The sequence below is a fragment of the Pseudomonas sp. FP2196 genome (assembly GCF_030687715.1).
In the GTDB taxonomy this organism is placed as follows: domain Bacteria; phylum Pseudomonadota; class Gammaproteobacteria; order Pseudomonadales; family Pseudomonadaceae; genus Aquipseudomonas.
The window spans coordinates 962,976-986,993 of record NZ_CP117445.1; the positions used below are offsets into that span (position 1 = coordinate 962,976).

General features: G+C 60.3%; 21 protein-coding genes. 13 read left to right on the forward strand and 8 right to left on the reverse strand.

The window, feature by feature from the left end:
* Positions 1 to 21 precede the first annotated feature (21 nt).
* The 4 genes from PSH79_RS04210 to PSH79_RS04225 all read left to right on the forward strand — a co-directional run bounded on the left by PSH79_RS04210 (position 22) and on the right by PSH79_RS04225 (position 5,537).
* Positions 22 to 2,241, forward strand: coding sequence for a type III effector HrpK domain-containing protein (locus PSH79_RS04210; RefSeq protein WP_305441385.1), 2,220 nt, complete (start codon positions 22 to 24; stop codon positions 2,239 to 2,241).
* A gap of 168 nt (positions 2,242 to 2,409) precedes the next feature.
* Positions 2,410 to 3,231, forward strand: coding sequence for a lytic transglycosylase domain-containing protein (locus PSH79_RS04215; protein ID WP_370872651.1), 822 nt, complete (start codon positions 2,410 to 2,412; stop codon positions 3,229 to 3,231).
* A gap of 117 nt (positions 3,232 to 3,348) precedes the next feature.
* A complete protein-coding gene (locus tag PSH79_RS04220) occupies positions 3,349 to 4,776 on the forward strand; it encodes a hypothetical protein (protein ID WP_305441387.1) in 1,428 nt (475 codons plus the stop codon).
* Between the two features lie 398 nt (positions 4,777 to 5,174).
* Positions 5,175 to 5,537, forward strand: a complete 363-nt coding sequence (locus PSH79_RS04225; protein ID WP_305441388.1) for a DUF6124 family protein — start codon at positions 5,175 to 5,177, stop codon at positions 5,535 to 5,537.
* 179 nt (positions 5,538 to 5,716) lie between these two features.
* On the opposite strand, the gene PSH79_RS04230 is transcribed toward PSH79_RS04225, so the two are convergent.
* Complete coding sequence (locus tag PSH79_RS04230) at positions 5,717 to 6,433, reverse strand: SIMPL domain-containing protein (RefSeq protein ID WP_305441389.1); 717 nt, start codon at positions 6,431 to 6,433, stop codon at positions 5,717 to 5,719.
* Positions 6,434 to 6,842: 409 nt separating this feature from the next.
* Here PSH79_RS04230 and PSH79_RS04235 point away from each other — a divergent pair, with 409 nt between their 5' ends.
* The 4 genes from PSH79_RS04235 to PSH79_RS04250 all read left to right on the forward strand — a co-directional run bounded on the left by PSH79_RS04235 (position 6,843) and on the right by PSH79_RS04250 (position 11,423).
* Complete coding sequence (locus PSH79_RS04235) at positions 6,843 to 8,105, forward strand: ATP-binding protein (protein WP_305441390.1); 1,263 nt, start codon at positions 6,843 to 6,845, stop codon at positions 8,103 to 8,105.
* Positions 8,098 to 8,658 (forward strand): response regulator transcription factor, encoded by a 561-nt coding sequence (locus PSH79_RS04240; RefSeq protein WP_007942792.1) that lies wholly within the window; start codon positions 8,098 to 8,100, stop codon positions 8,656 to 8,658. The genes PSH79_RS04235 and PSH79_RS04240 overlap by 8 nt, the downstream gene beginning before the upstream one ends.
* 96 nt (positions 8,659 to 8,754) lie before the next feature.
* On the forward strand, positions 8,755 to 10,482 hold the full coding sequence (locus PSH79_RS04245; protein WP_305441391.1) for an ABC transporter ATP-binding protein/permease: 1,728 nt from the start codon (positions 8,755 to 8,757) through the stop codon (positions 10,480 to 10,482).
* 191 nt (positions 10,483 to 10,673) lie between these two features.
* Positions 10,674 to 11,423, forward strand: a complete 750-nt coding sequence (locus tag PSH79_RS04250; RefSeq protein ID WP_305441392.1) for a FadR/GntR family transcriptional regulator — start codon at positions 10,674 to 10,676, stop codon at positions 11,421 to 11,423.
* Positions 11,424 to 11,427: 4 nt separating this feature from the next.
* On the opposite strand, the gene PSH79_RS04255 is transcribed toward PSH79_RS04250, so the two are convergent.
* The 3 genes from PSH79_RS04255 to PSH79_RS04265 form a co-directional block, all read right to left on the reverse strand.
* Complete coding sequence (locus PSH79_RS04255) at positions 11,428 to 11,742, reverse strand: hypothetical protein (RefSeq protein WP_370872603.1); 315 nt, start codon at positions 11,740 to 11,742, stop codon at positions 11,428 to 11,430.
* A 272-nt stretch (positions 11,743 to 12,014) separates the two neighbouring features.
* Positions 12,015 to 12,206: a hypothetical protein gene (locus tag PSH79_RS04260; protein ID WP_305441393.1), complete on the reverse strand. Its 192-nt coding sequence runs from the start codon at positions 12,204 to 12,206 to the stop codon at positions 12,015 to 12,017.
* A gap of 15 nt (positions 12,207 to 12,221) precedes the next feature.
* Entirely contained in the window at positions 12,222 to 13,526 is a 1,305-nt protein-coding gene (locus tag PSH79_RS04265; RefSeq protein ID WP_305441394.1) for a phospholipase, read from the reverse strand.
* A 234-nt stretch (positions 13,527 to 13,760) separates the two neighbouring features.
* On the opposite strand from PSH79_RS04265, the gene kdgD reads away from it, so the two are divergent.
* From kdgD to PSH79_RS04290, 5 genes are all read left to right on the forward strand, one after another.
* The gene (gene kdgD / locus PSH79_RS04270) at positions 13,761 to 14,672 is read left to right on the forward strand and encodes a 5-dehydro-4-deoxyglucarate dehydratase (RefSeq protein WP_042557640.1); all 912 of its coding nucleotides are present in this window, start codon (positions 13,761 to 13,763) and stop codon (positions 14,670 to 14,672) included.
* A gap of 74 nt (positions 14,673 to 14,746) precedes the next feature.
* Positions 14,747 to 16,192, forward strand: coding sequence for an aldehyde dehydrogenase family protein (locus PSH79_RS04275; RefSeq protein WP_305441396.1), 1,446 nt, complete (start codon positions 14,747 to 14,749; stop codon positions 16,190 to 16,192).
* Between the two features lie 240 nt (positions 16,193 to 16,432).
* Positions 16,433 to 17,797 (forward strand): MFS transporter, encoded by a 1,365-nt coding sequence (locus tag PSH79_RS04280; protein WP_305441397.1) that lies wholly within the window; start codon positions 16,433 to 16,435, stop codon positions 17,795 to 17,797.
* 11 nt (positions 17,798 to 17,808) lie between these two features.
* Positions 17,809 to 19,362 carry a galactarate dehydratase gene (gene garD, locus PSH79_RS04285; RefSeq protein ID WP_305441398.1) on the forward strand — a complete coding sequence of 518 codons (1,554 nt, stop codon included), beginning with the start codon at positions 17,809 to 17,811 and terminating at the stop codon, positions 19,360 to 19,362.
* A 174-nt stretch (positions 19,363 to 19,536) separates the two neighbouring features.
* Positions 19,537 to 20,478 (forward strand): AEC family transporter, encoded by a 942-nt coding sequence (locus PSH79_RS04290; protein WP_305441399.1) that lies wholly within the window; start codon positions 19,537 to 19,539, stop codon positions 20,476 to 20,478.
* Positions 20,479 to 20,560: 82 nt separating this feature from the next.
* Here the strand turns inward: PSH79_RS04290 and PSH79_RS04295 are convergent, their stop codons facing one another.
* The 4 genes from PSH79_RS04295 to gatB form a co-directional block, all read right to left on the reverse strand.
* Complete coding sequence (locus PSH79_RS04295; RefSeq protein ID WP_187676762.1) at positions 20,561 to 20,938, reverse strand: carboxymuconolactone decarboxylase family protein; 378 nt, start codon at positions 20,936 to 20,938, stop codon at positions 20,561 to 20,563.
* Positions 20,935 to 21,996: a calcium/sodium antiporter gene (locus PSH79_RS04300; protein ID WP_305441400.1), complete on the reverse strand. Its 1,062-nt coding sequence runs from the start codon at positions 21,994 to 21,996 to the stop codon at positions 20,935 to 20,937. Before PSH79_RS04300 ends, PSH79_RS04295 begins: the two co-directional genes overlap by 4 nt.
* Positions 21,997 to 22,042: 46 nt before the next feature.
* Complete coding sequence (locus PSH79_RS04305; protein WP_305441401.1) at positions 22,043 to 22,414, reverse strand: septal ring lytic transglycosylase RlpA family protein; 372 nt, start codon at positions 22,412 to 22,414, stop codon at positions 22,043 to 22,045.
* Positions 22,415 to 22,563: 149 nt separating this feature from the next.
* Positions 22,564 to 24,009, reverse strand: coding sequence for an Asp-tRNA(Asn)/Glu-tRNA(Gln) amidotransferase subunit GatB (gene gatB, locus PSH79_RS04310; protein WP_305441402.1), 1,446 nt, complete (start codon positions 24,007 to 24,009; stop codon positions 22,564 to 22,566).
* Positions 24,010 to 24,018: the final 9 nt, after the last annotated feature.

Below are 24,018 nucleotides of genomic sequence, written 5' to 3' on the forward strand. Positions count from 1 at the left end.
GACTGAAAGTGGCGACCTCTCATGCGCATTTCCAACACTCCGTTACCCGCAACCGGCACTCCATTGTTGGGCGGCGACAGGTCGTCGCGGCCCGCGTTGGAGAATGCCAAACCTAACGTACTGTCCGCCCCGGGTGGCGGTGTGCAGTTCGGGCAGCAGACCGGGTCGCAGACGTTGGCGGCCCGCCCCAACGATGCTCAATCGCCGAACCTGTTGGGGCTGGTGATGAAGCGGTTGCTCGGCGGCGATGAACGCACGACATTGTCACGGCCGCTCGCCGACACCCAGCCCGTTAGCCGCTCCTCGACAGTCGATACGACGAAGCCTGCGTCCGACCCGGCGACGGCCACCAGCCCCGAAGCGCAATTGCTCGATGACTCGAAATACTCCTCCCCCAAAGAGCTCGAACGCTGGGCACCGTTGGTGGCGGACTTGCCGCCGGAGCAACGCGAGCAGGCGGCCAAGGAGTTGAACCGGCCGATCGCCGCCGCCCTGATGGCCACGGAAAAAGGCCCGGATGCGGCCAAGGCGATGAAATTCATCAACGACAATCCGGCCCTGAAAACCGCTGTCGATACCGGCAAACACGGTGGCAAGGCTGACGGCAAAATCACCGATGGCGACCTCAAGGCGTTTGCCAAGAAAATGCAAGGCGCGGCAGACAGCGCCGACAAGGACCTGGCCAATTACCAGAAGGACCATCCCAACGCCGATCCGCAGTCGTTGCAGATGGTCCGCTCGGCCTCGTTGTTGCAAGCCAACGGTCCGCTCGCCAATGCCGCCAACCCCAAACATGCGGCGGGCGTTGACGGCGAGACCAAAGTCGATCGGTACATGGACGCCGACGGCCTGAAGGCGTTGCAGGACAACAATCCCGGGCTCGCCGGACCGCTCAAGCAAGCGTCGAAAACCTGGTCGCAGCCGGGCCTGCTAAACATGCTCGACCAGGGCGGGCTCAAAGGGCGAGACCTGGCCACCCACGGCCCGGACAAAAAATTCGACGCGGCGAACATCAGCAACTGGATCAAGAACCAGGCGCCCACCAACGGCGGCGAATTCGCCGGGATGCTCAGCGATGCGGCGACCCTGAATGCCGTTGCGGACACTGACATCAGCAAGCTGGGCAAAGACGTTTTCGAGCAACCGCAGAACTACACCGGGGCGCAGAAAGCGGCGGTGATGGTCAAGTTGCAACAGACCCAGCAGAGCGTCGTTGCCGGTTCCGATCTACGCAAAACCGGCAAGACTGAAGACGCCCTGGCGGAAAAAATCGGCCAGTTACAGGACGACCCGGACGTGCAGGCCTACATGAACCAGGCCATCCCCGCTCAGGAACGCGCGCTGGTGGCCAGCGATCCTTCCCTGGGCAAAGCGGTGAAGGCACAGTTGCAAAACGTGGTGAGCGGCCAGTCGCTGAGCAACGACATGAGCAACGCCGACAAAAATCTGAAAAAGGACGCCAGCCCCGACTACAGCGGCGCCCTTGGCGGTTTGTCGGCGCAACTGCAAATGCACCAGGACCTGTTGGGCCCCGACGCCAACCTGCCCACGGCTGCGCAAGTGGTCGGCAACCGCGCGGATGTGCAGAGCAGGCTGCAACAGTCCTACGTCAACAATTTCAGTGAAGGCGGTTCGCTCAAGCAGTTGCTGGGGCAGAAAAAGGCTGACGCCGGCCAGTCCCTGCAAACCAGCGATGCGCAGAAAGCTGCCTATGACGCCGTGCTGCCCCAGGACTTCGTTCAGCGTCAGCAAGCGAGTTACGTGGACGCCACCGTCGGCCAGTTACAGCAATCGAAAAAAGGTCGCGAGTTGCTGGAAAACGCCGGTGAAGGGGCGGGTGCGTCCGGTTCGGTCTCGGATGCCGTAGCGCCTAAAGGCAAAGCCCGGCAAATCAAGGATGCCTACGACAACACCAAACAAGGCCTCTCGACCGCCAAGGATGGCGTCGATGCAATGCGCAAATTGGCCGGCCGTGAGGCTTCGGCCGGGCTCGGGCGCATGGCCGGCTCCATCGGTGGACGGATTGCCGGAGCCGTGGCGGGGGAGGCTGCAGGGCTGGCGGCGGCGTCGGCCATCGGCGCAGCGGCCGGTCCCGTGGGCTGGGTGATCGACGCGGCCATGAGCATTGGTTTCGGCATCGCCGCCATCGTTGAGGCGGTGAAGAAACACTCCTCGCAGAAGCAATTCGACCACAACGTTGACCCGACCCTGGAGCAGTTCGGGATTCCCAAGGCCCATTGATCCACCACCGCGTCACGTCATGCCCTAACAGAGGAAAACGCAGTGAACCTATCCATTTCGCCGATTCGCACCGCTGTGCAAGATTCTGCAAACGGGCATAACCCGTCATCACAAGCCTTCGGCAAACACGCAGGCCACGGCAACGCGTTCGGTGGCGAGCATCAGAACCTGGCCAGCAGTGGCCAGGGGATTTTCGCCCATCGTGCGCAACAGCAAGTCAATTTCGGCCCGCACCAGGAGCTCAATGGCAAGCCCGGAGCGCATGGCCCGCAGGCCGCATCTGGGCAGTCGGACTTGCTTGAACAGTTGCTGGAGGTGATTCAGAAAGCCGTCATGCAATGGCTGCAATCACTTTTGAAATCCAAGGAAGACGAGGGCGGTGAATCGTCATCGCCGGTCGGCGCCAAAAACCTCGCGACACAGGGCGGCTCGGGAGCGGGGGAGTCGGGTGGGCCACGTGAAGTCAACGCGACAACGTCGACGCAGGGCGTTGCGCCAGAGACGGGGCTGAGCGGCAGCGGCGAGTTGCATTTGCCGCCGCAACTGGAACCGTACCGTGCCGACATTCTCGACGCGGCGAAACAGACCGGCATGCCGGCGAATGTCATCGCCGGGCAAATCTGGGCTGAGTCCAGAGGCAAACTCGGTGAAGACACCACCAACGTCAACGGCAAGAAAGACGCGGGCCTGATGCAAGTCAACGCCGACACCTTCGCCGCTTTGAAAAAGGAAAACCCGGGGCTGCTCGGTAATGCCGACGTCAACAATCCCCACGACAACATCATGGCCGGTGCGCTTTACCTGCGCGATCAAAGCAAGGCCTTCGACGGCAACATGGGCGCCGCCTTGCGGGCCTACAACTCGGGGCCGGACAAGGTCAATCTGAACAATCTGGCCGACGCCGGTGGCGTGGGTGGTTCGAGTTACCCGGCCGACGTACTGAAGTTCGCCGAAATCATCGGCAGCGGCAAAGGACAGTTGCCGGGCTGATGACCCAGGCGACACATCACTGAACAGGACACCTTAAAAAGCCAAGAGGGAAAGCCCATGCAAGCGCCACCGATCAACCATCGTTCACCATCGTCGATCCGGAGCAACGACATCGAAATGCACACGCCTCGAGCGTCTACCTCTACGAGTGCGGCGGGTGCCATAACCCGAGGCAGTCCGGAGGCGCTCGAAGGTCTGAAGGGCAAGTTGACGACGCTGTTCGAGGGGCACAAAACCGCTGAAAACGCTGAGGAGATAGAAACACTGGTCAACGATCGCGCGACCAAAATGCACGCCTTGGACTACCTGCCTGATGAAATCGATCAGTTGATGGAAAAGGCCGAACGCATGGACCGGGTGACCGTCCCTACGCAAGGTGCTGTGGGTGGCTTGCCTTTTGGCGTGGCCACGGTGGTGCTCGATAAGGTACCCGGCGTGACTGCGGACGCGACTGGCAACCCTGCCTACACCGGTTTCATTGCCGGGGCCGTGTCCGGTGCCGCCGATGCCGTGGGGACCGGGTTGCTGAAGACGGCGACCGAGGACACGCTGTGGCTCAAGGCGCCGGACGAGATGTTGGAGCCGGTAATGGAGGCCTCGCAAAAAGCCAAGGCGCAAGCGAACCCGGGCAAGCAGGTGCTGCAAAGTGCCGCGGCTTTCCAGACCTTCACCGTGCGTAACGCCGTGCGTCTGGGTGTTGCTGCGACACTTAACGCGACGCTGGGGCCCAAGGCTGCCGCCGCTGCCGACACGGTGATCGGCTCGGTGGGCGGGATGGCGGCCGGTGCCGGGTACGCGGCCATCATGCACAAAAACAACAAAGCCGCCGGTCTGGTCGGTGGCGCGCAATTTTTCGGCCGTAAGGACTGGGAAAAACAACTCCAGGTGCTCAAGGATTGCAGTCCTTCGCGCGACCCTCTTATCAACGGTGCCAAGCGCGCCGCTAAACTTCCCTTGGATATCGCGAGCAATACCCTGAGTTCGGTGCGCGATTCGCTCACCGCGAGCAGCCTCGTTGCCAACGGTGGTGCCTTGGGCGGCGGATTCGCGTTGACAACTCTGGCGCGCGGCGCGGTCAAGACGGCGGCGGCCGAGGCTGGCATGACGCCGGGGGCGGTGTCGGCGCTGGATCACCTGACCAACGTGGCGGGCTCTGCGGCAACGTTCAGCGCCTACGCGGCGGCCGGCGTGCTGACCGGTCCGGCGGCGGACAAGGGCGTCCAAGTCATTCAGGAAGACATTCCGCCCAAGACGCTGGAGCTGGCAAACAGCACCAAGGCCGGTATTGCCGCGGGCGCAAGGGCAACCGGTGAGTTTGCCGGCAACACCTACACCTCCGCCAGAGAAGGCCTGAATACGCTGGCCACTAACACGGGTGAAGCCCTGTCTTCAGGTGCGACGCGAGTCGGCAATGCCTTGACTACCGGCACCGAAGCGGTTGGCAATGTTGCGCTCTCCGGCGCCAACCTGCTGGGCGATCTGGCCCATAGCACGGGCCTGCGCCGGCGTCCGGCGCCGACGACGGAGGGTGGCGAGCAGGTTTAACCGGCGATGCCCCGAGGTAACGACCTTGGGGCTCGGCAAGCCTGCTGCGCTCCCGGAAATCCGTTGGCTTTTGGGCTGTTTAAAAAGGTCTCGAATTACCAGAACCTTCCCACAAGGTTTTCAGGTTGTCCGTCGGACGTGCGATCTCTAGGCTTTGGGTGTCGCTGAAACTCAGCGATCGGGTGTGAGAACCCGGCAATTCATAGTCATTCAGTGTTCATGCCCGCATAATTGCCGCCAGCCAATCCGCTGCATGCAAATGCGTTATGGCGGCTCTGTGCGGGCAGACTTATGTCTGGCCGGGTGCCTATGACCGGTTTTCTCACCCCGCACAAAGCTGCCACCTCTTCGCCGTGTGAGAAACGGCAGGAGATGGCTCAATTTCATAGGTGAAACGCATGACTAAGCCTGTACCCGATCCACCGGAAGATAAACCAACCCCACTTGAAGAAGCTCTCCGCGCCGATGACCTCGCCAGAAACCGCGAAGCCATCAAGCGCGCCCTCGATTTCTATCTCTGTCCCCAACCCAGAAAACCGCGTCAACCGAGCACGATGTTCATGGTCTGTCCCAACGTCGACACTGAAAGCCTGCTAGCGCACGCCTGCGAATCACTGGCCTCTGCCAGTGCCGCAGCCAGCAACTTTGCCAACGAGTTGGGCGGCACGCAGCGCAATACGGTGCTCGGTATTCAGCAGATCATCATGTTGGCCGAGCTTGCGGTAAACCGGGCGCTGGATCGGGTTGATCCACAAACCTGATCCCCAGGGCTACCGCGTCATCGTTCTTCGCGAGCAGGCTCGCTCCCACAGGAGTACGCATTCCAACTGTGGGAGCGAGCCTGCTCGCGATGGCGACAGCTCAAGCACCACAAATCCCAGGCACAAAAAAACCGGCGATCATTGTCTGATCGCCGGTTTTTCATTCAGCCCACATCACATCACTGCATCATCACTTCAATCGAGCCATCCGCCGTCATGCTGACCTGACTGGTGCCGGCTTCAACCTCAGGCGTCACCGGTGCCGAATCCATGCCGGCGGCTTTCATCATCATCGGCGCGCGCAGGTACGGTTGTGGGTAGCCGTTGCTGTTGAGGTTCAGGTTGACGATTTTGTAGCCCTTGCCGCCGAGTGCGTCGGTGGCCAGTTGAGCGCGGGCCTTGAAGGCGGTGACGGCTTCTTTGAGCAGCGCGTCTTCGCTGGCTTTGCGGGTCGGGTCGGCGATGGCGAAGTCCATGCCGCCCATTTTCAGGTCGGTCAGCAATTCGCCGGTGAGTTTGGACAGGGCGGCAAAGTCGGCGCTTTCCAGGCGCAGTTCGGCGCGTTCACGCCAGCCGGTGATCTTCTGGCCTTTGGTGTCGTAGATCGGGTAGCTGTTGCGGCTGCCCTGGCGCAGGGTGATGTCTTTGACTTGCTTGGCCTGGGCCAGCGCCTTGTTCATGGTGGTGCTGACGTCGGCGGCGAGTTTGGCCGGGTCGGTGTTTTGTTCTTCGGTGTAGAGGGTCACGATCATCAGGTCGCGGGCCACTTCCTGGCTGACTTCGGCGCGCAGGGCAATCTGGTTGTAGTGCAGCTCATCGGCGGCCAGGGATGGAAGGCTGGCGACGCTGCCGATGGTCAGGGCGAGAAGGGCGGCGCTGCGGCGAAATGTGTGCATGAAAGCTCCTTGATGGGGGCGCAGGTTTTTTCAGTTCTAGACTGCGTGAACCATCAGACTCTAGCTTCCATGATCCGGTTCGCCCAGTTACAACTTCTATACAGATGGCAGCGCGCAATGGGGAGTGCTTCTGTGGCGGGGGGAGTTATCCCCGATCGGCTGCGCAGCAGCCGCCATCCAGCGCATGCGGTATGCCTGAATGAGCCGGATTACAAGATATGGGGCCGCTTCGCAGCCCATCGGGGATAAATCCCCTCACCACATTGATCCCAAATACCTTCAGAACTCTGTTCGGCGTAGCCGAGTTTTCAGGCAACGCCATGTGGTCGTTTGCCGCACTTTCGCCTCTCAAGGGCGCGGCTTGGTTATACTCCGTGCGATCCGCCTGGAGCGCTCATCAGGAGAGCTCATGCTCGCCCCCGTACAATTGACTTCCGCCACTCGCCAGAACCTCTGGCGGCTGACATTCATCCGCACTCTGGTGCTCGCCGCGCAGGCTGGGTCCGTAGGCCTGGCCTATTGGCTGGAACTGTTGCCGTTGCCGTGGGTGCAACTGGCGATGACCCTCGGCTGTTCGACGCTGCTCTGCGTGTTTACCGCCGTGCGCTTGCGTACGTCGTGGCCGGTGACCGAACTCGAATACGCGCTGCAACTGGCCTGCGATCTGGTTATCCACAGTGCGCTGCTGTATTTCTCCGGCGGTTCGACCAACCCGTTTGTTTCCTATTATCTGGTGCCTCTGACCATCGCTGCGGTGACGCTGCCGTGGCGCTATTCGGTGATCCTGTCGGGCATCGCGCTGGCCTTGTACACCTTGATGCTGACGCGGTTCTATCCGCTGGAAACCCTGCCGGTGGCCCGCGAGAACCTGCAGATCTACGGCATGTGGCTGAGCTTCGCCCTGGCCGCAGCAGTCATCACCTTTTTCGCTGCACGCATGGCTGAAGAGTTGCGCCGTCAGGAAGAATTGCGCGCGATCCGCCGCGAAGAAGGCCTGCGTGACCAGCAGTTGCTCGCCGTCGCCACCCAAGCCGCCGGCGCCGCCCATGAGCTGGGCACGCCGCTGGCGACCATGAGTGTGTTGCTTAAGGAGATGCAACAGGATCATCCCGACCCGATGTTGCAGGACGATCTGAAAGTGCTGCAGGATCAGGTCAAGTTGTGCAAGGAAACCTTGCAGCAACTGGTGCGCGCCGCCGAAGCCAACCGGCGTCTGGCGGTGGAGATGCAGGACGTTACGGTGTGGCTCGACGAAGCGCTGAACCGCTGGCACCTGATGCGTCCGGAAGCCAGTTATCGCTTCCATCGTCTCGGCCAGGGCACGGTGCCGCGCATGGCGCCGCCGCCGGATCTGACTCAGGCCCTGTTGAATCTGCTCAACAATGCCGCCGACGCCTGCCCGGAGAACCTCAAGGTAACGCTGGACTGGGACGCGGAAAACCTGACCATCAGCATTCGCGACCACGGCGCCGGTGTGCCGTTGGCCATTGCCGAACAGATCGGCAAACCGTTTTTTACCACCAAGGGCAAAGGTTTCGGCCTGGGCCTGTTTTTGAGCAAGGCCAGCGTGACACGCGCCGGCGGCTCAGTGAAACTCTATAGTCATGAGGAAGGCGGCACGCTCACCGAGCTGCGCCTGCCCCACGGCGCCCGAGGAGACCAACATGAGTGACGAAATCCAAGTTGAAGGCGAAGAACTGCCGCATTTGCTGCTGGTCGACGACGACGCGACCTTTACCCGCGTGATGGCCCGCGCCATGGCCCGCCGTGGCTTTCGCGTCAGCACCGCCGGTTCCGCCGAGGAAGGCCTGACCATCGCCCAGGCCGATCTGCCGGACTACGCCGCGCTGGACCTGAAGATGGACGGCGACTCCGGCCTGGTGTTGCTGCCGAAGTTGCTCGAACTCGACCCGGAAATGCGCGTGGTGATCCTCACCGGTTATTCGAGCATTGCCACTGCGGTCGAGGCGATCAAGCGTGGCGCCTGCAACTACCTGTGCAAACCGGCCGATGCCGATGACGTTTTGGCCGCACTGCTCTCCGAGCACGCCGACCTCGACACTCTGGTGCCGGAAAACCCGATGTCGGTCGACCGCCTGCAATGGGAACACATCCAGCGCGTGCTCACCGAGCACGAAGGCAACATCTCCGCCACTGCCCGCGCCCTGGGCATGCATCGCCGTACCCTGCAGCGCAAACTGCAGAAGCGCCCGGTTCGTCGCTGAACCTGCGCTGAACGACTATCGCCAGCCCTCGCGGTAAAACGCACCGATCATCTATGATCGGTGCGTGTCTGTTCTTTTCTATATCGAGCCTTTTCCATGAATCAGAACGCTGAATATTCCGCGGTCAACGATGCTGTGCGCGGGCAGTTTTTTCGCAAAGTGTGGGCGATGATCACGCCTTACTGGCGTAGTGAAGAGAAGGGCAAGGCCTGGACGTTGCTGATTGCCGTCATAGCGCTGTCATTGTTCAGCGTCGGCATTTCGGTGTGGCTGAACAGTTGGTACAAGGATTTCTACAACGCCCTGCAGCAGAAGGACACAGCAGCCTTCTGGCGCTTGATTCTGTACTTTTGCGGCATCGCCTCGGTCGCGATTCTCGGAGCCGTGTACCGGTTGTACCTGACCCAGATGCTGACCATTCGCTGGCGTGCCTGGCTTACCGAAAAGCATTTTTCCCGTTGGCTGGCCCACAAGAACTATTACCAGCTGGAGCAGGGCGGCTACACCGATAACCCCGACCAGCGGATTTCCGAAGACCTCAACAAGTTCACCGCCAACACGTTGGGCCTGGGCCTTGGTCTGATCCGCAATATCGTCAGCCTGGTGTCTTTTTCGATCATCCTGTGGGGGGTGTCCGGCAGCATCGAGGTGTTCGGTTTTACCGTTCCCGGTTACATGTTCTGGTGTGCGCTGGTGTACGCCGGCATCGGCAGTTGGCTCACACATCTGATCGGTCGTCGACTGATCGGCCTCAACAACAACCAGCAACGCTTTGAAGCCGACCTGCGTTTCTCCATGGTGCGGGTTCGCGAAAATGCCGAAAGCATTGCGTTGTATAACGGCGAGCCCAACGAGAATCGCCGCCTGAGTAACCGCTTCGGGCTGGTCTGGCACAACTTCTGGGACATCATGCGCGTGTCCAAACGCCTGACGTTCTTTACCTCCGGTTACGAGCAGATCGCCGTCATTTTTCCGTTTATTGTTGCTGCGCCGCGTTACTTCACCGGCAAGATCGAACTCGGCGAACTGATGCAGATCAACTCGGCATTTGCCAACGTTCAGGACAATTTCAGCTGGTTTATTACCGCCTATCAGGATCTCGCCGAGTGGCGCGCGACCTGTGATCGTCTGCTGAGTTTCCGCAAGGCGATGAGCGACAACGAAGAGCGTCCTCCGGCCATCGATGTGCAGAATCAGGGCAGCGCATTGAAAGTGCACAACCTTGGTCTGGATCTGGCCGATGGTCGTCATCTGCTGACCAGTGCCGACATGACCGTCGAACCGGGTGAGCGTCTGATGCTCAGCGGCCGCTCCGGCAGCGGCAAGTCGACATTGTTGCGGGCGATGGGGCATTTGTGGCCGGCGGGCCACGGCAGCATTCGACTTCCGGCGGCGCGTTATCTGTTCCTGCCGCAGAAACCCTATCTGCCAATCGGTACGCTGCGCGAAGCACTGAGTTATCCACAGCCGGGCGACACGTATTCGCCAGAGCGCTACGCGCAAGTGCTGGAGACTTGCCGCCTGCCACATCTGGTTGCCCGCCTGGATGAAGCCAATCACTGGCAGCGCATGTTGTCCCCGGGTGAACAGCAACGTCTGGCCTTCGCCCGTGCGCTGCTCTATGCACCGCAATGGCTGTACATGGACGAAGCGACTTCGGCTATGGATGAAGAGGACGAAGCGACGCTGTATCAGGCGCTGATCGATCAGTTACCGGGGTTGAGTATTGTCAGCGTTGGTCATCGCAGCAGCCTGAAGCGTTTCCATCCACGGCATGTGCGGATCGACAGCGGTCATTTGGTTGAACAGACCGTGACGGCCTGATCGATATACATCCCATGTGGGAGCTGGCTTGCCAGCGATGGCGTCGGTTCAGTCGACATCTTCATCGACGGGTATGGCCTCATCGCTGGCAAGCCAGCTCCCACAGGTTTTGTGTGGAAACGGAAAGTGATCGTACAACCCGCTTGAGCTATGATGCCCCCAAGCCGAATTTTCGAGACAAGATACAGACCATGGAAAACCCGATCGAAACCCCGCGGCTGCCGCGCAAGCGCCGCAGCCTGGCTCAGGAACTGGTGACGGTGCTGAGCGAGCAGATCCGCGATGGCCTGCTCAAGCGCGGTGACAAATTGCCCACTGAGTCGGCGATCATGGAAGCCCATGGCGTCAGCCGTACGGTGGTGCGCGAGGCGATTTCCCGTTTGCAGGCCGCAGGCCAAGTGGAAACCCGCCACGGCATCGGTACCTTCGTGCTCGACACACCGAGCCCGAGCGGTTTTCGTATCGACCCGGCTACCGTTGTCACCTTGCGTGACGTACTGGCGATTCTTGAATTGCGTATCAGCCTCGAAGTGGAGTCCGCCGGCCTCGCCGCGCAACGCCGCAGCCCCGAGCAACTGGCGACCATGCGCGCCGCCCTCGATGCGCTGAACGACAGCGTCGCCCATGCCAGCGATGCCGTCGCCTCGGACTTCGCCTTCCACCTGGAAATCGCCTTGTCCACCGGCAATCGCTACTTCACCGACATCATGACTCACCTGGGTACCAGCATTATTCCGCGTACGCGGCTGAACTCGGCGCGCCTGGCCCATGACGATCAGCAGCACTACATGAGTCGCCTGAGCCGTGAGCACGAAGAAATTTACGAGGCCATCGCCCGTCAGGATTCCGATGCGGCCCGTGCGGCCATGCGTTTGCACCTGACCAACAGCCGCGAAAGACTGCGCCAGGCCCATGAAGAGGCGCAGGCGCAGCGGGGGTAACGGCTTAGGCTTCGATACGCAGCATCAACGGGGCCGAAAACGGCTCCATGCTCGATTCGTCCTGAAACTTGTAGCGCAGTTCAATTTCGGAATTCACGTACGTCTTCAGCACTTCCTTTGGAATCTGCAATTCAATGGCCGTCAGTTTTTCCATCTCGTCCTCGGCGTCATCCCAGGCGCCGGTATCGACTTCTTCGCCTGCCCATTCGGGCTCTTCGGGATCGTCGCCAAGAATGGCGTAGACGCTCCAATTGGCTGCAAAGTCGCTGGAGTCCGGGACCTCAACGATCAGGTGATCGCTCAGTTCCGACAAGTTCACGGTTACTGTTTCAGATGAATGAGGCAGAAGTTGCGGGAGTGTGGGTGAGGCAAAAGTCATGAGGGTCGCTCTCCGTGCGTAGTGCGCCGTGATCCATTCACGGCGGTTCTGCACGGTAAAAGACTCTCGCGGGGGGCGTTTTAAACCGTTCATTTCCAATCATTTCAAAGCACCCTGTAGGAGCTGCCGCAGGCTGCGATCTTTTGACTTTGATTTTAAAAAGCAAGATCAACAGATCGCAGCCTGCGGCAGCTCCTACAGGCGAGGGGGCGTCAGTGGCGCGGCAGGATTGAGCGATCGACTCTTACGGCGAGGGGGTCGGAGGCGGGTTTGGCATCAAAGGTTGCGTAACCTTGGGCGTTTACCGTCGCCTGCGCGATCGGCAGGCCTTTGGCCAACAACTCCAGCGGCGCACCCTTGAGCGATTGGCCCGAGGCCAGTTCCAGTTTCAATGTGATCGTCATGGCGGTTCTCTTTGATTAATTGACGTTGCCGGTCGGGTGGTAATCCTTGAGCAGCAGGTAGGTGCTCCAGCCCCACCAGTCGTCGACTGTCGCGGTGTCGTTGAGGTTGTTGACGTCCTTGCGCCGCAACACCTTGCCGCCTTCGGTGCGGAACAGTGGCGAGAAGTTGTTCGCCAGATTCCGTACCGCCGTCAGGTCCGGCAGATGTTTGAGCGCGGCGAACGCGGAAGGCGCGGGGAGGTTGCCGCTGAGGTAAGCCGCGAACACTTCATCTGCCGAGGTTTGCACTGCTTGATTGACCTGTTGGCGGTTGTCGGCGTCGGTGGCCTCGAAGTAGCGCTTGTCACCGTATGCCCGCCACTGATCACCATGACCGTTTTTTACCTTGAGGCCGAATTTGCTGTCTTCGTCGTGCATGAAACGGGTGATCAGCGAGCCCAGATCGCTCGGTGTCACGACTGCCGCCAGTTCCTTGCGTGGCACCCGCAGGTGGCCGGAGGAAAACAGGTCGGTGAGGAAGTGGTCGGCGAACGCGTTCATCGCATAAGCCCGTTCCAGTTGCAGCTCATCCTGATTGGCGCGGGCAGCAATGGCGGTTTGCAGCGCGGCGGTGTGGCCAGCGATATAGGCCAGTTTTGCCCATTCGCCAAAGTGGTCAGCGTTATTCGCCGCCAGTTTCAGGTAACGCCCGAGCGGGAACATGGCCGAGACGAAACTGCCGCCGCCGGTGATTTTGTTCCACTCTTCCGACAACGTATCTCCTAACGCGTCGTAGGCTTCGTGCGGTTGTTTCCCGTCTTTGATGGCCTGTTTAACCGCGTCGATCTCTTTTTGCATCACCGCAAGAATCTGCGTGGCTTCCGCCCGTGCGGCGGGTAGCACCGCAAGAGAGTCGAAAGCGGCATTGAAACGTTGCAGACGATCCACGGGTGTAGCGCCTTCGTTGATGGGGCGATCCGGGATGCCATAGAAATCACCCCCCAGCGCCAGGACCTGGCCGTAAGTGAGGGCTGAGCCATTCGGCAGGTGCAGTGGCACGTTTTGCGCGAGCACCGGTTCGGCATTTTCGACGAAGCGCAGCAGCGTGTAGTCGCCGATGGCCGTGTGTTCGCCACCTTCGAAGCGTGCCTGCGGCTTGCCTTTAAAGGCGTTTGCGGGCAGGGCAGTGACCGGTTCGACATCGCTGTGGGTATCGGCAATGTGCATCACCAGATGCGGATTTTCGGCGTCAAAGCCGATGCCGGATTCAGTGAACAGATCATCAAAACGGGCAATGCCCGGCTTGGGTTTTTCCTGAGGTTTCGGGTGTAGACCGGACATTTCTTTCTCCTTGATATGTCATCGGAAATTCATGTTTAGCTGTATGCATATACAGCTAAACAAACCTTAGCCGAGAAATTTCCCACGTCAAGAAACGATCTTGTCCGACAAAAAGTGCCCGCCAACGATGAAATGCAGTTGACGGTTATCTTTTAAGTTGTACGATGACCTACAACTTCAGCGAGCGCTGAACGGTTTACTCACAACAATATTGCTACTCAGGGTGTTCGAATAATGAATCCACAAGAACTGAAGTCCATCCTCTCCGCCGGCCTGCTGTCCTTCCCGGTTACCGATTTCAACGCGCAGGGCGATTTCAACCGCGCGGGCTACATCAAACGTCTGGAATGGCTGGCCCCGTATGGCGCTTCAGCATTGTTCGCAGCAGGCGGCACCGGTGAATTCTTCTCCCTGGCCGCCAGCGAATATTCGGAAATCATCAAAACTGCCGTCGACACCTGCGAAACCAGCGTACCGATCCTCGCCGGTGTCGGTGGTTCGACCCGTCAGGCCATCGAATACGCACAGGAAGCCGAGCGTCTGGGCGCCAAAGGCCTGTTGCTGCTGCCGCACTACCTGACTGAAGCCAGCCAGGACGGCGTTGCCGCTCACGTTGAAGCGGTGTGCAAATCGGTCAAAATCGGCGTGGTCGTCTACAACCGTAACGTCTGCCGCCTGACCGCGCCGCTGCTGGAACGTCTGGCCGAGCGTTGCCCGAACCTGATCGGTTACAAGGATGGTCTGGGCGATATCGAGTTGATGGTGTCGATCCGTCGCCGCCTCGGTGATCGCTTCAGCTACCTGGGTGGTCTGCCGACCGCCGAAGTCTACGCCGCTGCCTACAAGGCGCTGGGCGTGCCGGTCTACTCCTCGGCAGTGTTCAACTTCATTCCGAAAACCGCGATGGATTTCTATCACGCGATTGCCCGCGAAGATCACGCCACCGTCGGCAAGATCATCGACGACTTCTTCCTGCCGTACCTGGACATCCGCAACCGCAAGGCCGGTTACGCCGTGAGCATCGTCAAGGCAGGTGCAAAAATCGCCGGCTATGACGCAGGCCCGGTGCGTGCACCGCTGACCGACCTGACCGGCGAAGAGTACGAAATGCTCGCCGCGCTGATCGACAAGCAAGGTGCGCAGTAACACCCGAGCAAACCGAGGCCGCTGAGCAATCAGCGGCTTTTTGCGTGAAGGCTTTTAGTTTCGAGGGCAGTCCCGTGGCAAATGCAAAACGTTACGACAACTACATCAACGGTGAATGGGTCGCCGGTGCCGATTACTCGGCCAACATCAACCCGTCCGAGTTGAGCGACACCATTGGTGACTACGCCAAGGCTGACCTGACTCAGGTTAACGCCGCCATCGACGCTGCCCGCGCAGCGTTCCCGGCGTGGTCGACTTCGGGCATTCAGGCCCGTCACGATTCGCTGGATAAAGTCGGCACGGAAATCCTCGCCCGCCGCGAAGAACTCGGCACTTTGCTGGCTCGCGAAGAGGGCAAGACCCTGCCCGAAGCCATCGGCGAAGTGACCCGCGCCGGCAACATTTTCAAATTCTTCGCCGGTGAATGCCTGCGCCTGTCCGGCGACTACGTGCCGTCGGTGCGTCCAGGCGTCAACGTTGAAGTGACCCGCGAAGCGCTCGGCGTGGTCGGTCTGATCACTCCGTGGAATTTCCCGATTGCCATTCCATCGTGGAAAATCGCCCCGGCCCTGGCCTACGGCAACTGCGTGGTATTGAAACCTGCCGATCTGGTACCGGGTTGCGCCTGGGCCCTGGCCGAAATCATCTCCCGCGCAGGCTTCCCGGCCGGTGTGTTCAACCTGGTGATGGGCAGCGGTCGTGTGGTGGGTGAAGCACTGGTCAACAGCCCGAAAATCGATGGCATCAGCTTCACCGGTTCGGTCGGCGTCGGTCGGCAGATCGCGGTCAACTGTGTGTCGCGTCAGGCCAAGGTTCAGCTGGAAATGGGCGGCAAGAACCCGCAGATCATTCTCGACGACGCCGACCTCAAGCAAGCAGTCGAACTGTCGGTGCAGAGCGCGTTCTACTCCACCGGTCAGCGTTGCACCGCGTCGAGCCGCTTGATCGTTACCGCCGGGATTCACGACAAGTTCGTTGAAGCCATGGCCGAGCGCATGAAGTCGATCAAGGTCGGCCACGCGCTGAAATCCGGCACCGACATCGGCCCGGTGGTTTCGCAAGCGCAGCTTGAGCAAGACATGAAGTACATCGATATCGGCCAGTCCGAAGGTGCGCGTCTGGTCAGCGGCGGTGGTCTGGTGACTTGTGACACCGAGGGCTACTTCCTCGCGCCGACCCTGTTTGCCGACAGCGAAGCCTCGATGAGGATCAGCCGCGAAGAGATTTTCGGCCCGGTGGCGAACATCGTCCGCGTCGCCGATTACGACGCCGCACTGGCCATGGCCAACGACACCGAATTCGGTTTGTCGGCGGGCATTGCCACCACGTCGCTGAAGTACGCCAACCACTTCAAGCGCCACTCCCAGGCCGGGATGGTGATGGTCAACCTGCCGACCGCGGGCGTGGATTACCACGTTCCATTCGGTGGCCGTAAGGGTTCATCCTATGGATCACGTGAGCAAGGCCGCTATGCGCAAGAGTTCTACACCGTGGTGAAAACCAGTTACATCGGTTCCTGATCCAACCACGATATCGGATTCGATATCGCACCCCTGTAGGAGCTGCCGAAGGCTGCGATCTTTTGATCCTGATTTTCTGGCGTCACGGATGGCGCCAAAAATCAAAAGATCGCAGCCTCCGGCAGCTCCTACAGAGGACACCCGGAGTACCAAGGGCACCCCGCAAAACGGGGCGTGTGGAATACCGGGACCAAAGAAGATTCACCCGCGCATAAAAATAATCAGTGGGAGTACATCTACATGCAATCGACTCAAAAGCCGACTCACGTCCGCTATTTGATCCTGCTCATGCTGTTTCTGGTGACCACGATCAACTACGCCGACCGCGCCACCATCGCGATCGCCGGTTCCAGCCTGCAAAAAGACCTCGGTATCGACGCGGTCACCCTCGGGTACATCTTCTCCGCATTCGGTTGGGCCTACGTTGCCGGGCAAATCCCCGGTGGCTGGCTGCTCGATCGCTTCGGTTCGAAAAAAGTCTATGCCCTGAGCATTTTCACCTGGTCGCTGTTCACCGTGCTGCAAGGCTTTGTCGGTGAATTCGGCATGTCCACGGCGATTGTTGCGTTGTTCATGCTGCGCTTCCTCGTCGGCCTGGCTGAAGCGCCGTCCTTCCCTGGCAACGCGCGCATTGTCGCGGCGTGGTTTCCGACCGCCGAACGCGGCACAGCCTCGGCAATCTTCAACTCGGCGCAATACTTTGCCACCGTGTTGTTTGCACCGCTGATGGGCTGGATCGTGTATTCCTTCGGCTGGGAGCACGTGTTCATCGTCATGGGTATCCTCGGCATCGTGTTCTCGCTGGTCTGGTTGAAAGTGATCTACAGCCCGCGTGAACATCCACGCATCAACGACGCCGAGTTCAAGCACATCGCCGACAACGGCGGTATGGTCGACATGGATCAGAAGGGTAAAAAGTCCGACGGTCCGAAGTGGGATTACATCCGTCAGTTGCTGACCAACCGTATGATGCTCGGCGTTTATCTGGGCCAGTACTGCATCAACGGCATCACTTACTTCTTCCTGACCTGGTTCCCTGTGTATCTGGTGCAAGAGCGTGGCATGACCATTCTCAAGGCCGGTTTCATCGCCTCGTTGCCGGCGATCTGCGGCTTTATCGGTGGTGTGCTCGGCGGGGTGATTTCCGATTACCTGCTGCGTAAGGGCCACTCGCTGACCTTCGCCCGCAAAGCGCCGATCATCGCCGGCCTGCTGGTGTCCAGCAGCATCGTGGCTTGCAACTATGTTGATGTTGAGTGGATGGTCGTTGGCTTCATGGCCCTGGCCTTCTTCGGCAAAGGCGTTGGCGCGCTGGGCTGGGCGGTGGTCTCCGACACTTCGCCAAAACAGATCGCCGGTCTGAGCGGTGGCTTGTTCAACACCTTCGGCAACATCGCGTCGATCACCACACCGATCGTGATTGGCTACATCATCAGCTCCACCGGTTCGTTCAAGTGGGCATTGGTGTTTGTGGGTGCCAACGCACTGGTCGCGGTGTTCAGCTATCTGGTCATCGTCGGCCCGATCAAGCGAGTTGTGTTGAAAGAGCCGCCAACCCAAGGTGGTAATGAAGCCACCGGCAAATTGTCTCAAGCGCATTCCTGAGGAGCGGCGTCATGCAGTTGATTGAACATTCCGACTCGCCGCGCTACATCCGCCTGCACGAGCGGGACAACGTAGTGGTAGTGGTCAACGACCAGGGCGTACCGGCCGGCACCGAATTCGCCGATGGCCTGGTGACGCTGGATTTCGTACCGCAGAGCCATAAGGTCACCCTCGAGGACATTCCCGAGGGCGGCCCGGTTATTCGTTACGGCCAGATCATCGGTTATGCCTTGCAGCCGATCCGCCGTGGCAGTTGGGTCAAGGAAGATCAACTGCGCATGCCGACCGCGCCGCCGCTGGACAGCCTGCCGCTGTCCACCGAGGTGCCGGACGCCCAGGCGCCACTGGAAGGCTTCACCTTCGAGGGGTACCGCAACGCCGACGGCACTGTCGGCACGCGCAATATCCTCGGCATCACCACCACCGTGCAATGCGTGACTGGCGTGCTCGATCACGCGGTGAAACGCATCAAGGAAGAACTGCTGCCGAAGTACCCGCACGTCGATGACGTCGTGGCGCTGACCCACAGTTACGGCTGCGGCGTGGCGATCACCGCCACCGATGCCTACATCCCGATTCGCACTGTGCGCAATCTGGCACGCAACCCGAACCTGGGTGGCGAGGCGTTGGTGATCGGTCTGGGTTGCGAGAAATTGCAGGCCGGGCAGGTGATGCACGAGGACGATGCTTCGGTGGATCTCAGCGAGCCGTGGCTGTATCGCTTGCAGGATTCCAGTCACGGTTTCACCGAGATGATCGAGCAGATCATGGCGTTGGCTGAAGTCCGTTTGAAGAAGCTTGATCAGCGCCGCCGCGAAACCGTGCCGGCGTCCGAGCTGATCCTCGGCATGCAGTGCGGCGGCAGCGACGCGTTCTCCGGCATCACCGCCAACCCGGCGCTGGGCTATGCCTCGGACTTGCTGCTGCGCGCGGGGGCGACGGTGATGTTTTCCGAAGTCACTGAAGTGCGTGATGCGATCTATCTACTCACCTCTCGTGCCAAGACCAAGGCTGTTGCCGAAGAACTGGTGCGCGAGATGGACTGGTATGACCGCTATCTGGCCAAGGGCGAAGCGGATCGCAGCGCCAACACCACGCCGGGCAACAAGAAGGGCGGGTTGTCGAACATTGTCGAGAAGTCGCTGGGTTCGATCGTCAAGTCCGGCAGCAGCGCGATCAACGGCGTGCTTGGCCCGGGCGAGCGCTTCAAGCAGAAGGGGCTGAATTTCTGTGCGACCCCGGCCAGTGATTTTGTCTGTGGTACGTTGCAACTGGCGGCAGGGATGAACCTGCATGTGTTCACCACCGGGCGCGGCACGCCGTATGGCTTGGCAATGGCGCCGGTGGTGAAGGTCTCGACGCGTACTGAGCTGGCGCAGCGTTGGCCTGATTTGATCGACATCGACGCCGGGCGGATTGCCACCGGGCGCGCGACGATCGAGGAGTTGGGTTGGGAGTTGTTCCACTACTACCTGGACGTGGCGAGCGGCAAGCAGCAGACCTGGGCGGAGAAGCACAAGCTGCATAACGACATTACGTTGTTCAATCCGGCGCCGATTACCTGAGACAGGGTTATCGTTCTTCGCGAGCAGGCTCGCTCCCACATTCGACCGCGTTCTGTCTGTGCGAATGCGATCTAGTGTGGGAGCGAGCCTGCTCGCGAAGGCGATCCCACAGACGCCGGAGGTCTTGTGGCTTATCATTAGCCCCCTAACGACGCTCACCCAAGGCTCCCCGGCATGCTGGCAATCTTCCTCGAAACCCTGAACATCACCGCGCCGGTGTTTGCCATGCTGTTTCTCGGTGTGTTGCTCAAGCGCATCGACTGGATCAACGACAACTTCATCCACACGGCTTCGTCTCTGGTGTTCAACGTCACCATGCCGGCGTTGCTGTTCCTCGGCATCCTGCATGCCGACCTGCACGCCGCGTTGCAACCGGCACTGCTGATCTATTTCTCCATTGCCACGCTGGTGAGTTTTGCCGTGGCCTGGGGCTGGGCGATTTTCAGATGCCCGCGTGAAGATCGCGGCATCTATACCCAAGGCGCGTTTCGCGGCAACAACGGGGTGATCGGCCTGGCGCTGGCGGCGAGCATGTACGGCGACTACGGGATTTCCCTCGGGGCGATTCTCGCGGCGCTGGTGATCCTGTTTTACAACACGCTGTCGACCATCGTGCTGGCGGTGTACAGCCCGGTGATCAAGTCCGATCCGTGGAGCATCTGCAAAAGCGTGTTCAGCAATCCGCTGATCATCAGCGTGATCGCGGCGGCGCCGTTTGCCTATTTCAAGATCGGTCTGCCGGGGTGGCTGGAAACCTCCGGCCAGTATCTGGCGCAGACCACTTTGCCGCTGGCGCTGATCTGCATCGGCGGCACCTTGTCGCTGGCGGCGTTGCGCAAGAGCGGCAACATGGCGCTCAGTTCCAGCCTGGTGAAAATGGTCGGCCTGCCGGTGCTGGCGACGTTCGGCGCATGGCTATGCGGTTTTCGCGGGGCTGAACTGGGGATTCTGTTTCTGTACTTCGGCAGCCCGACGGCGGCAGCCAGTTTTGTCATGGCCCGGGCGGCACAGGGCAATCACGAGCTGGCGGCGGCAATTATCGTGTTGACCACGTTGATGGCGGCGATCACCACCAATGTCGGGATTTTCGTTTTGCAGTGGGGTGGGTGGATTTAAAGCTGATCAAAAGATCGCAGCCTGCGGCAGCTTCTACATGGGAATGCGTTCTCCTGTAGGAGCTGCCGCAGGCTGCGATCTTTTAGCTTTTCTGGTAGGTATCGATCACTTCCTGTGCCGCCCGAAACGCATCGATCGCCGCCGGCACACCGGCATACACCGCGCAATGCAGCAGCGCCTCACGAATCTCATCCACCGTGCAACCGTTGTTCAGCGCGCCACGCACATGACCTTTCAACTCTTGCGGGCACTTCAAAGCCGTCAGCGCGGCAAGGGTGATCAGGCTGCGGGTTTTCAGTGGCAGGCCTTCACGATTCCATACGCCACCCCAGGCATGCTCATTGACGAAATCCTGCAGCGGCTGGGTGAATTCCGTGGCGTTGCCCAGCGCCCGATCAACAAACGCATCGCCCATTACCTGGCGGCGGACTTCAACCCCGGACTTCTTCGATTCGGTCATGGCATATCCTTTTTGTGGTGTTGGCGGCGCCAGGCGATGACTGACGTGATCAGCAAAAACGTCAGCAGCGTCGGCAAGACGTAAAACAACATCAGCCGCTCTAGCTTGCCGGCCAGCGGCATGCCGGTGGTGAACGACACCACATGCAGCCCGTACGCCAGATACAAACCAAGCAGCAGCAGACCTTCGGCGCGGGTCACGCGGTAGCCGGGGTAGAACACCGGCAGACACAACGCTGCGACACCGAGCATCACCGGCAGATCGAAATCCAGCGCATTGGGCGAGACCGAGAGTGGTGTCGGCGCGATCAACGCGGTGATGCCGAGTACACCGAGCAGATTGAACAGGTTGGCGCCGATCACGTTGCCCACCGCAATGTCCCGTTGCCCGCGCAACGCAGCAATCAGCGACGTAGCGAGTTCCGGCAGCGAGGTGCCCACGGCGACCACGGTCAGGCCGATGACGCGTTCGGAAAATCCAAGATCGGTCGCCACTACAACGGCGGCACCCAACAGCAGATGCCCGGCGAACACCAACATCGCCAGACCGACGATGATCATCAGCGAGCAGCCGATCCAGGACGTCTGCGTTGCTTCGGAGTGTTCCGAGTGCGGTCGTGTCGAATGCCGTGACTGGCGCAGCAGCAAACCAAGGTATAGCGCCAGTGCGCCCAGTAAGAGGATGCCGTCGATGCGACCGATTTCCTCGTTCCACGCCAGAACGAACACCAACAGGCAGGCACCGATCATCAGCGGAATATCGAGGCGCACCAGTTGCCGCGACACGCGCAGCGGAATGATCAGCGCCGACAAACCGAGCGTCACGAGGATGTTGAAAATGCTGCTGCCGACCACGCTACCGACTGCGATGTCGGGATTGTGCGCCAGTGCGGCTTGCAGACTCACCGCCATCTGCGGGGCGCTGCTGCCGAGGGCGACGATGGTCAGGCCGATGATCAGTGGCCGTACATTCAGTCGCGCGGCGAGGCGCACCGCTGCGCGCACCATCAGTTCGGCACCGAAGATCAGCAGGCATAGCCCGGCGAGCAATTCGATCACGCTGATCAGCGGTAAATCGGTCAGTCCGAAAATGGTCGGCGCTCCATCAGTCGAGGGCCTGAATGCGAACCCGCGCAGTACCGGCGCGCAGCATGCCGATCTGGTTTGCGGCCTCGCGGGACAGGTCGATCAGTCGGCCACGGGTATGGGGGCCGCGGTCGTTGATACGCACCACGACGGATTCGTCATTCTTCAGATTGGTGACCTTTACCCGGGTGCCGAACGGCAACTGGCGATGGGCGGCGGTCAGGCCATGCTGGTTGAACGCTTCGCCGCTGGCGGTGCGTTTACCGTGGTGTTTGGCTCCGTAATAGGAGGCGACGCCGGTCTGGTCGTAACCGTGCGGGTCGATGGTGTCAGTGCTGGCGCAACCGGCGAGTAAGGAGAGCAGGGCGCAGGCGCCTAGCAGGTGTTTCATTCGAAAGCTCCCAATTAACAATGTGGGAGCGAGCCTGCTCGCGAAGAGGCCATCACATTCAATATCTCTATCGGATGTCATGACGCTTTCGCGAGCAGGCTCGCTCCCACAGGGATCGGAGCCAGGCTTTGGCTCTGGCTCCATTGTGGTCAGCCTTCGAGCTTGCTTTTCAGCAGTTCGTTCACTTGCTGCGGGTTGGCCTTGCCTTTGGAGGCTTTCATGGCCTGACCGACGAAGAAGCCGAACATCTTGCCGCGTTTGGCCTCGTCTGCCGCGCGATATTGCTCGACCTGCTCGGCGTTGGCCGCGAGCATTTCGTCCAGCACCGCCGAGATCGCGCCGCTGTCGGTGACTTGCTTCAAGCCGCGTTTTTCGATGATCTCGTCCGCGCTGCCTTCACCGTTGGCCATCGCTTCGAACACAACCTTGGCGATCTTGCCGGAGATGGTGTTGTCCTTGATGCGCTGCAGCATGCCGCCCAGCAGTTCAGCGGAAACCGGCGATTCGTCGATGTCCAGGCCTTGCTTGTTGAGCAGGCTGCCCAACTCGACCATCACCCAGTTCGCTGCCAGTTTGGCGTCGCCGCCAATGGCTGCGACTTTCTCGAAGTAATCCGCTTGCTCACGGCTGGTGGCCAGCACGTTGGCGTCGTAGGCCGACAGACCGAACTGGCTCTGGAAGCGCTCGCGTTTTTGCGGCGGCAGTTCCGGCAGGGTGGCGCGCACCTCGCCGAGGAACGACTCTTCGATGACCACCGGCAGCAGATCCGGATCGGGGAAGTAGCGGTAGTCGTTTGCTTCCTCTTTGGAGCGCATCGGACGGGTTTCGTCCTTGTTCGGATCGTACAGACGGGTCTGCTGGATCACTTTACCGCCGTCTTCGATCAGCTCGATCTGACGCTGGATCTCGGAGTTGATCGCCTTCTCGATGAAGCGGAACGAGTTGACGTTCTTGATCTCGCAACGCGTGCCGAAGGCTTCCTGGCCTTTCGGACGGATCGACACGTTGCAGTCGCAACGCAGCGAACCTTCGGCCATGTTGCCGTCGCAGATGCCCAGGTAACGCACCAGTGCGTGGATCGCCTTGACGTAAGCCACGGCTTCCTTGGCGCTGCGCATGTCCGGTTCGGAGACGATTTCCAGCAGCGGCGTGCCAGCACGGTTCAGGTCGATGCCGGTGGCGCCGTTGAATTCTTCGTGCAGGCTCTTGCCGGCGTCTTCTTCCAGGTGCGCACGGGTGATGCCGACGCGTTTGACCGTGCCGTCTTCAAGGGCGATGTCCAGGTGGCCCTTGCCGACGATCGGCAATTCCATCTGGCTGATCTGGTAGCCCTTCGGCAGGTCCGGATAGAAGTAGTTTTTACGGGCAAACACGTTGTGCTGACCGATCTCGGCATCAATCGCCAGGCCGAACATCACGGCCATGCGCACGGCTTCCTGGTTCAGCACCGGCAGAACGCCGGGCATACCCAGATCGATCAGGCTCGCTTGAGTGTTCGGCTCGGAACCGAAGGTGGTGGAACTACCGGAAAAGATTTTCGACCGGGTAGTGAGCTGAGTGTGAATCTCCAGCCCGATCACGACTTCCCATTGCATGTGTGTCTC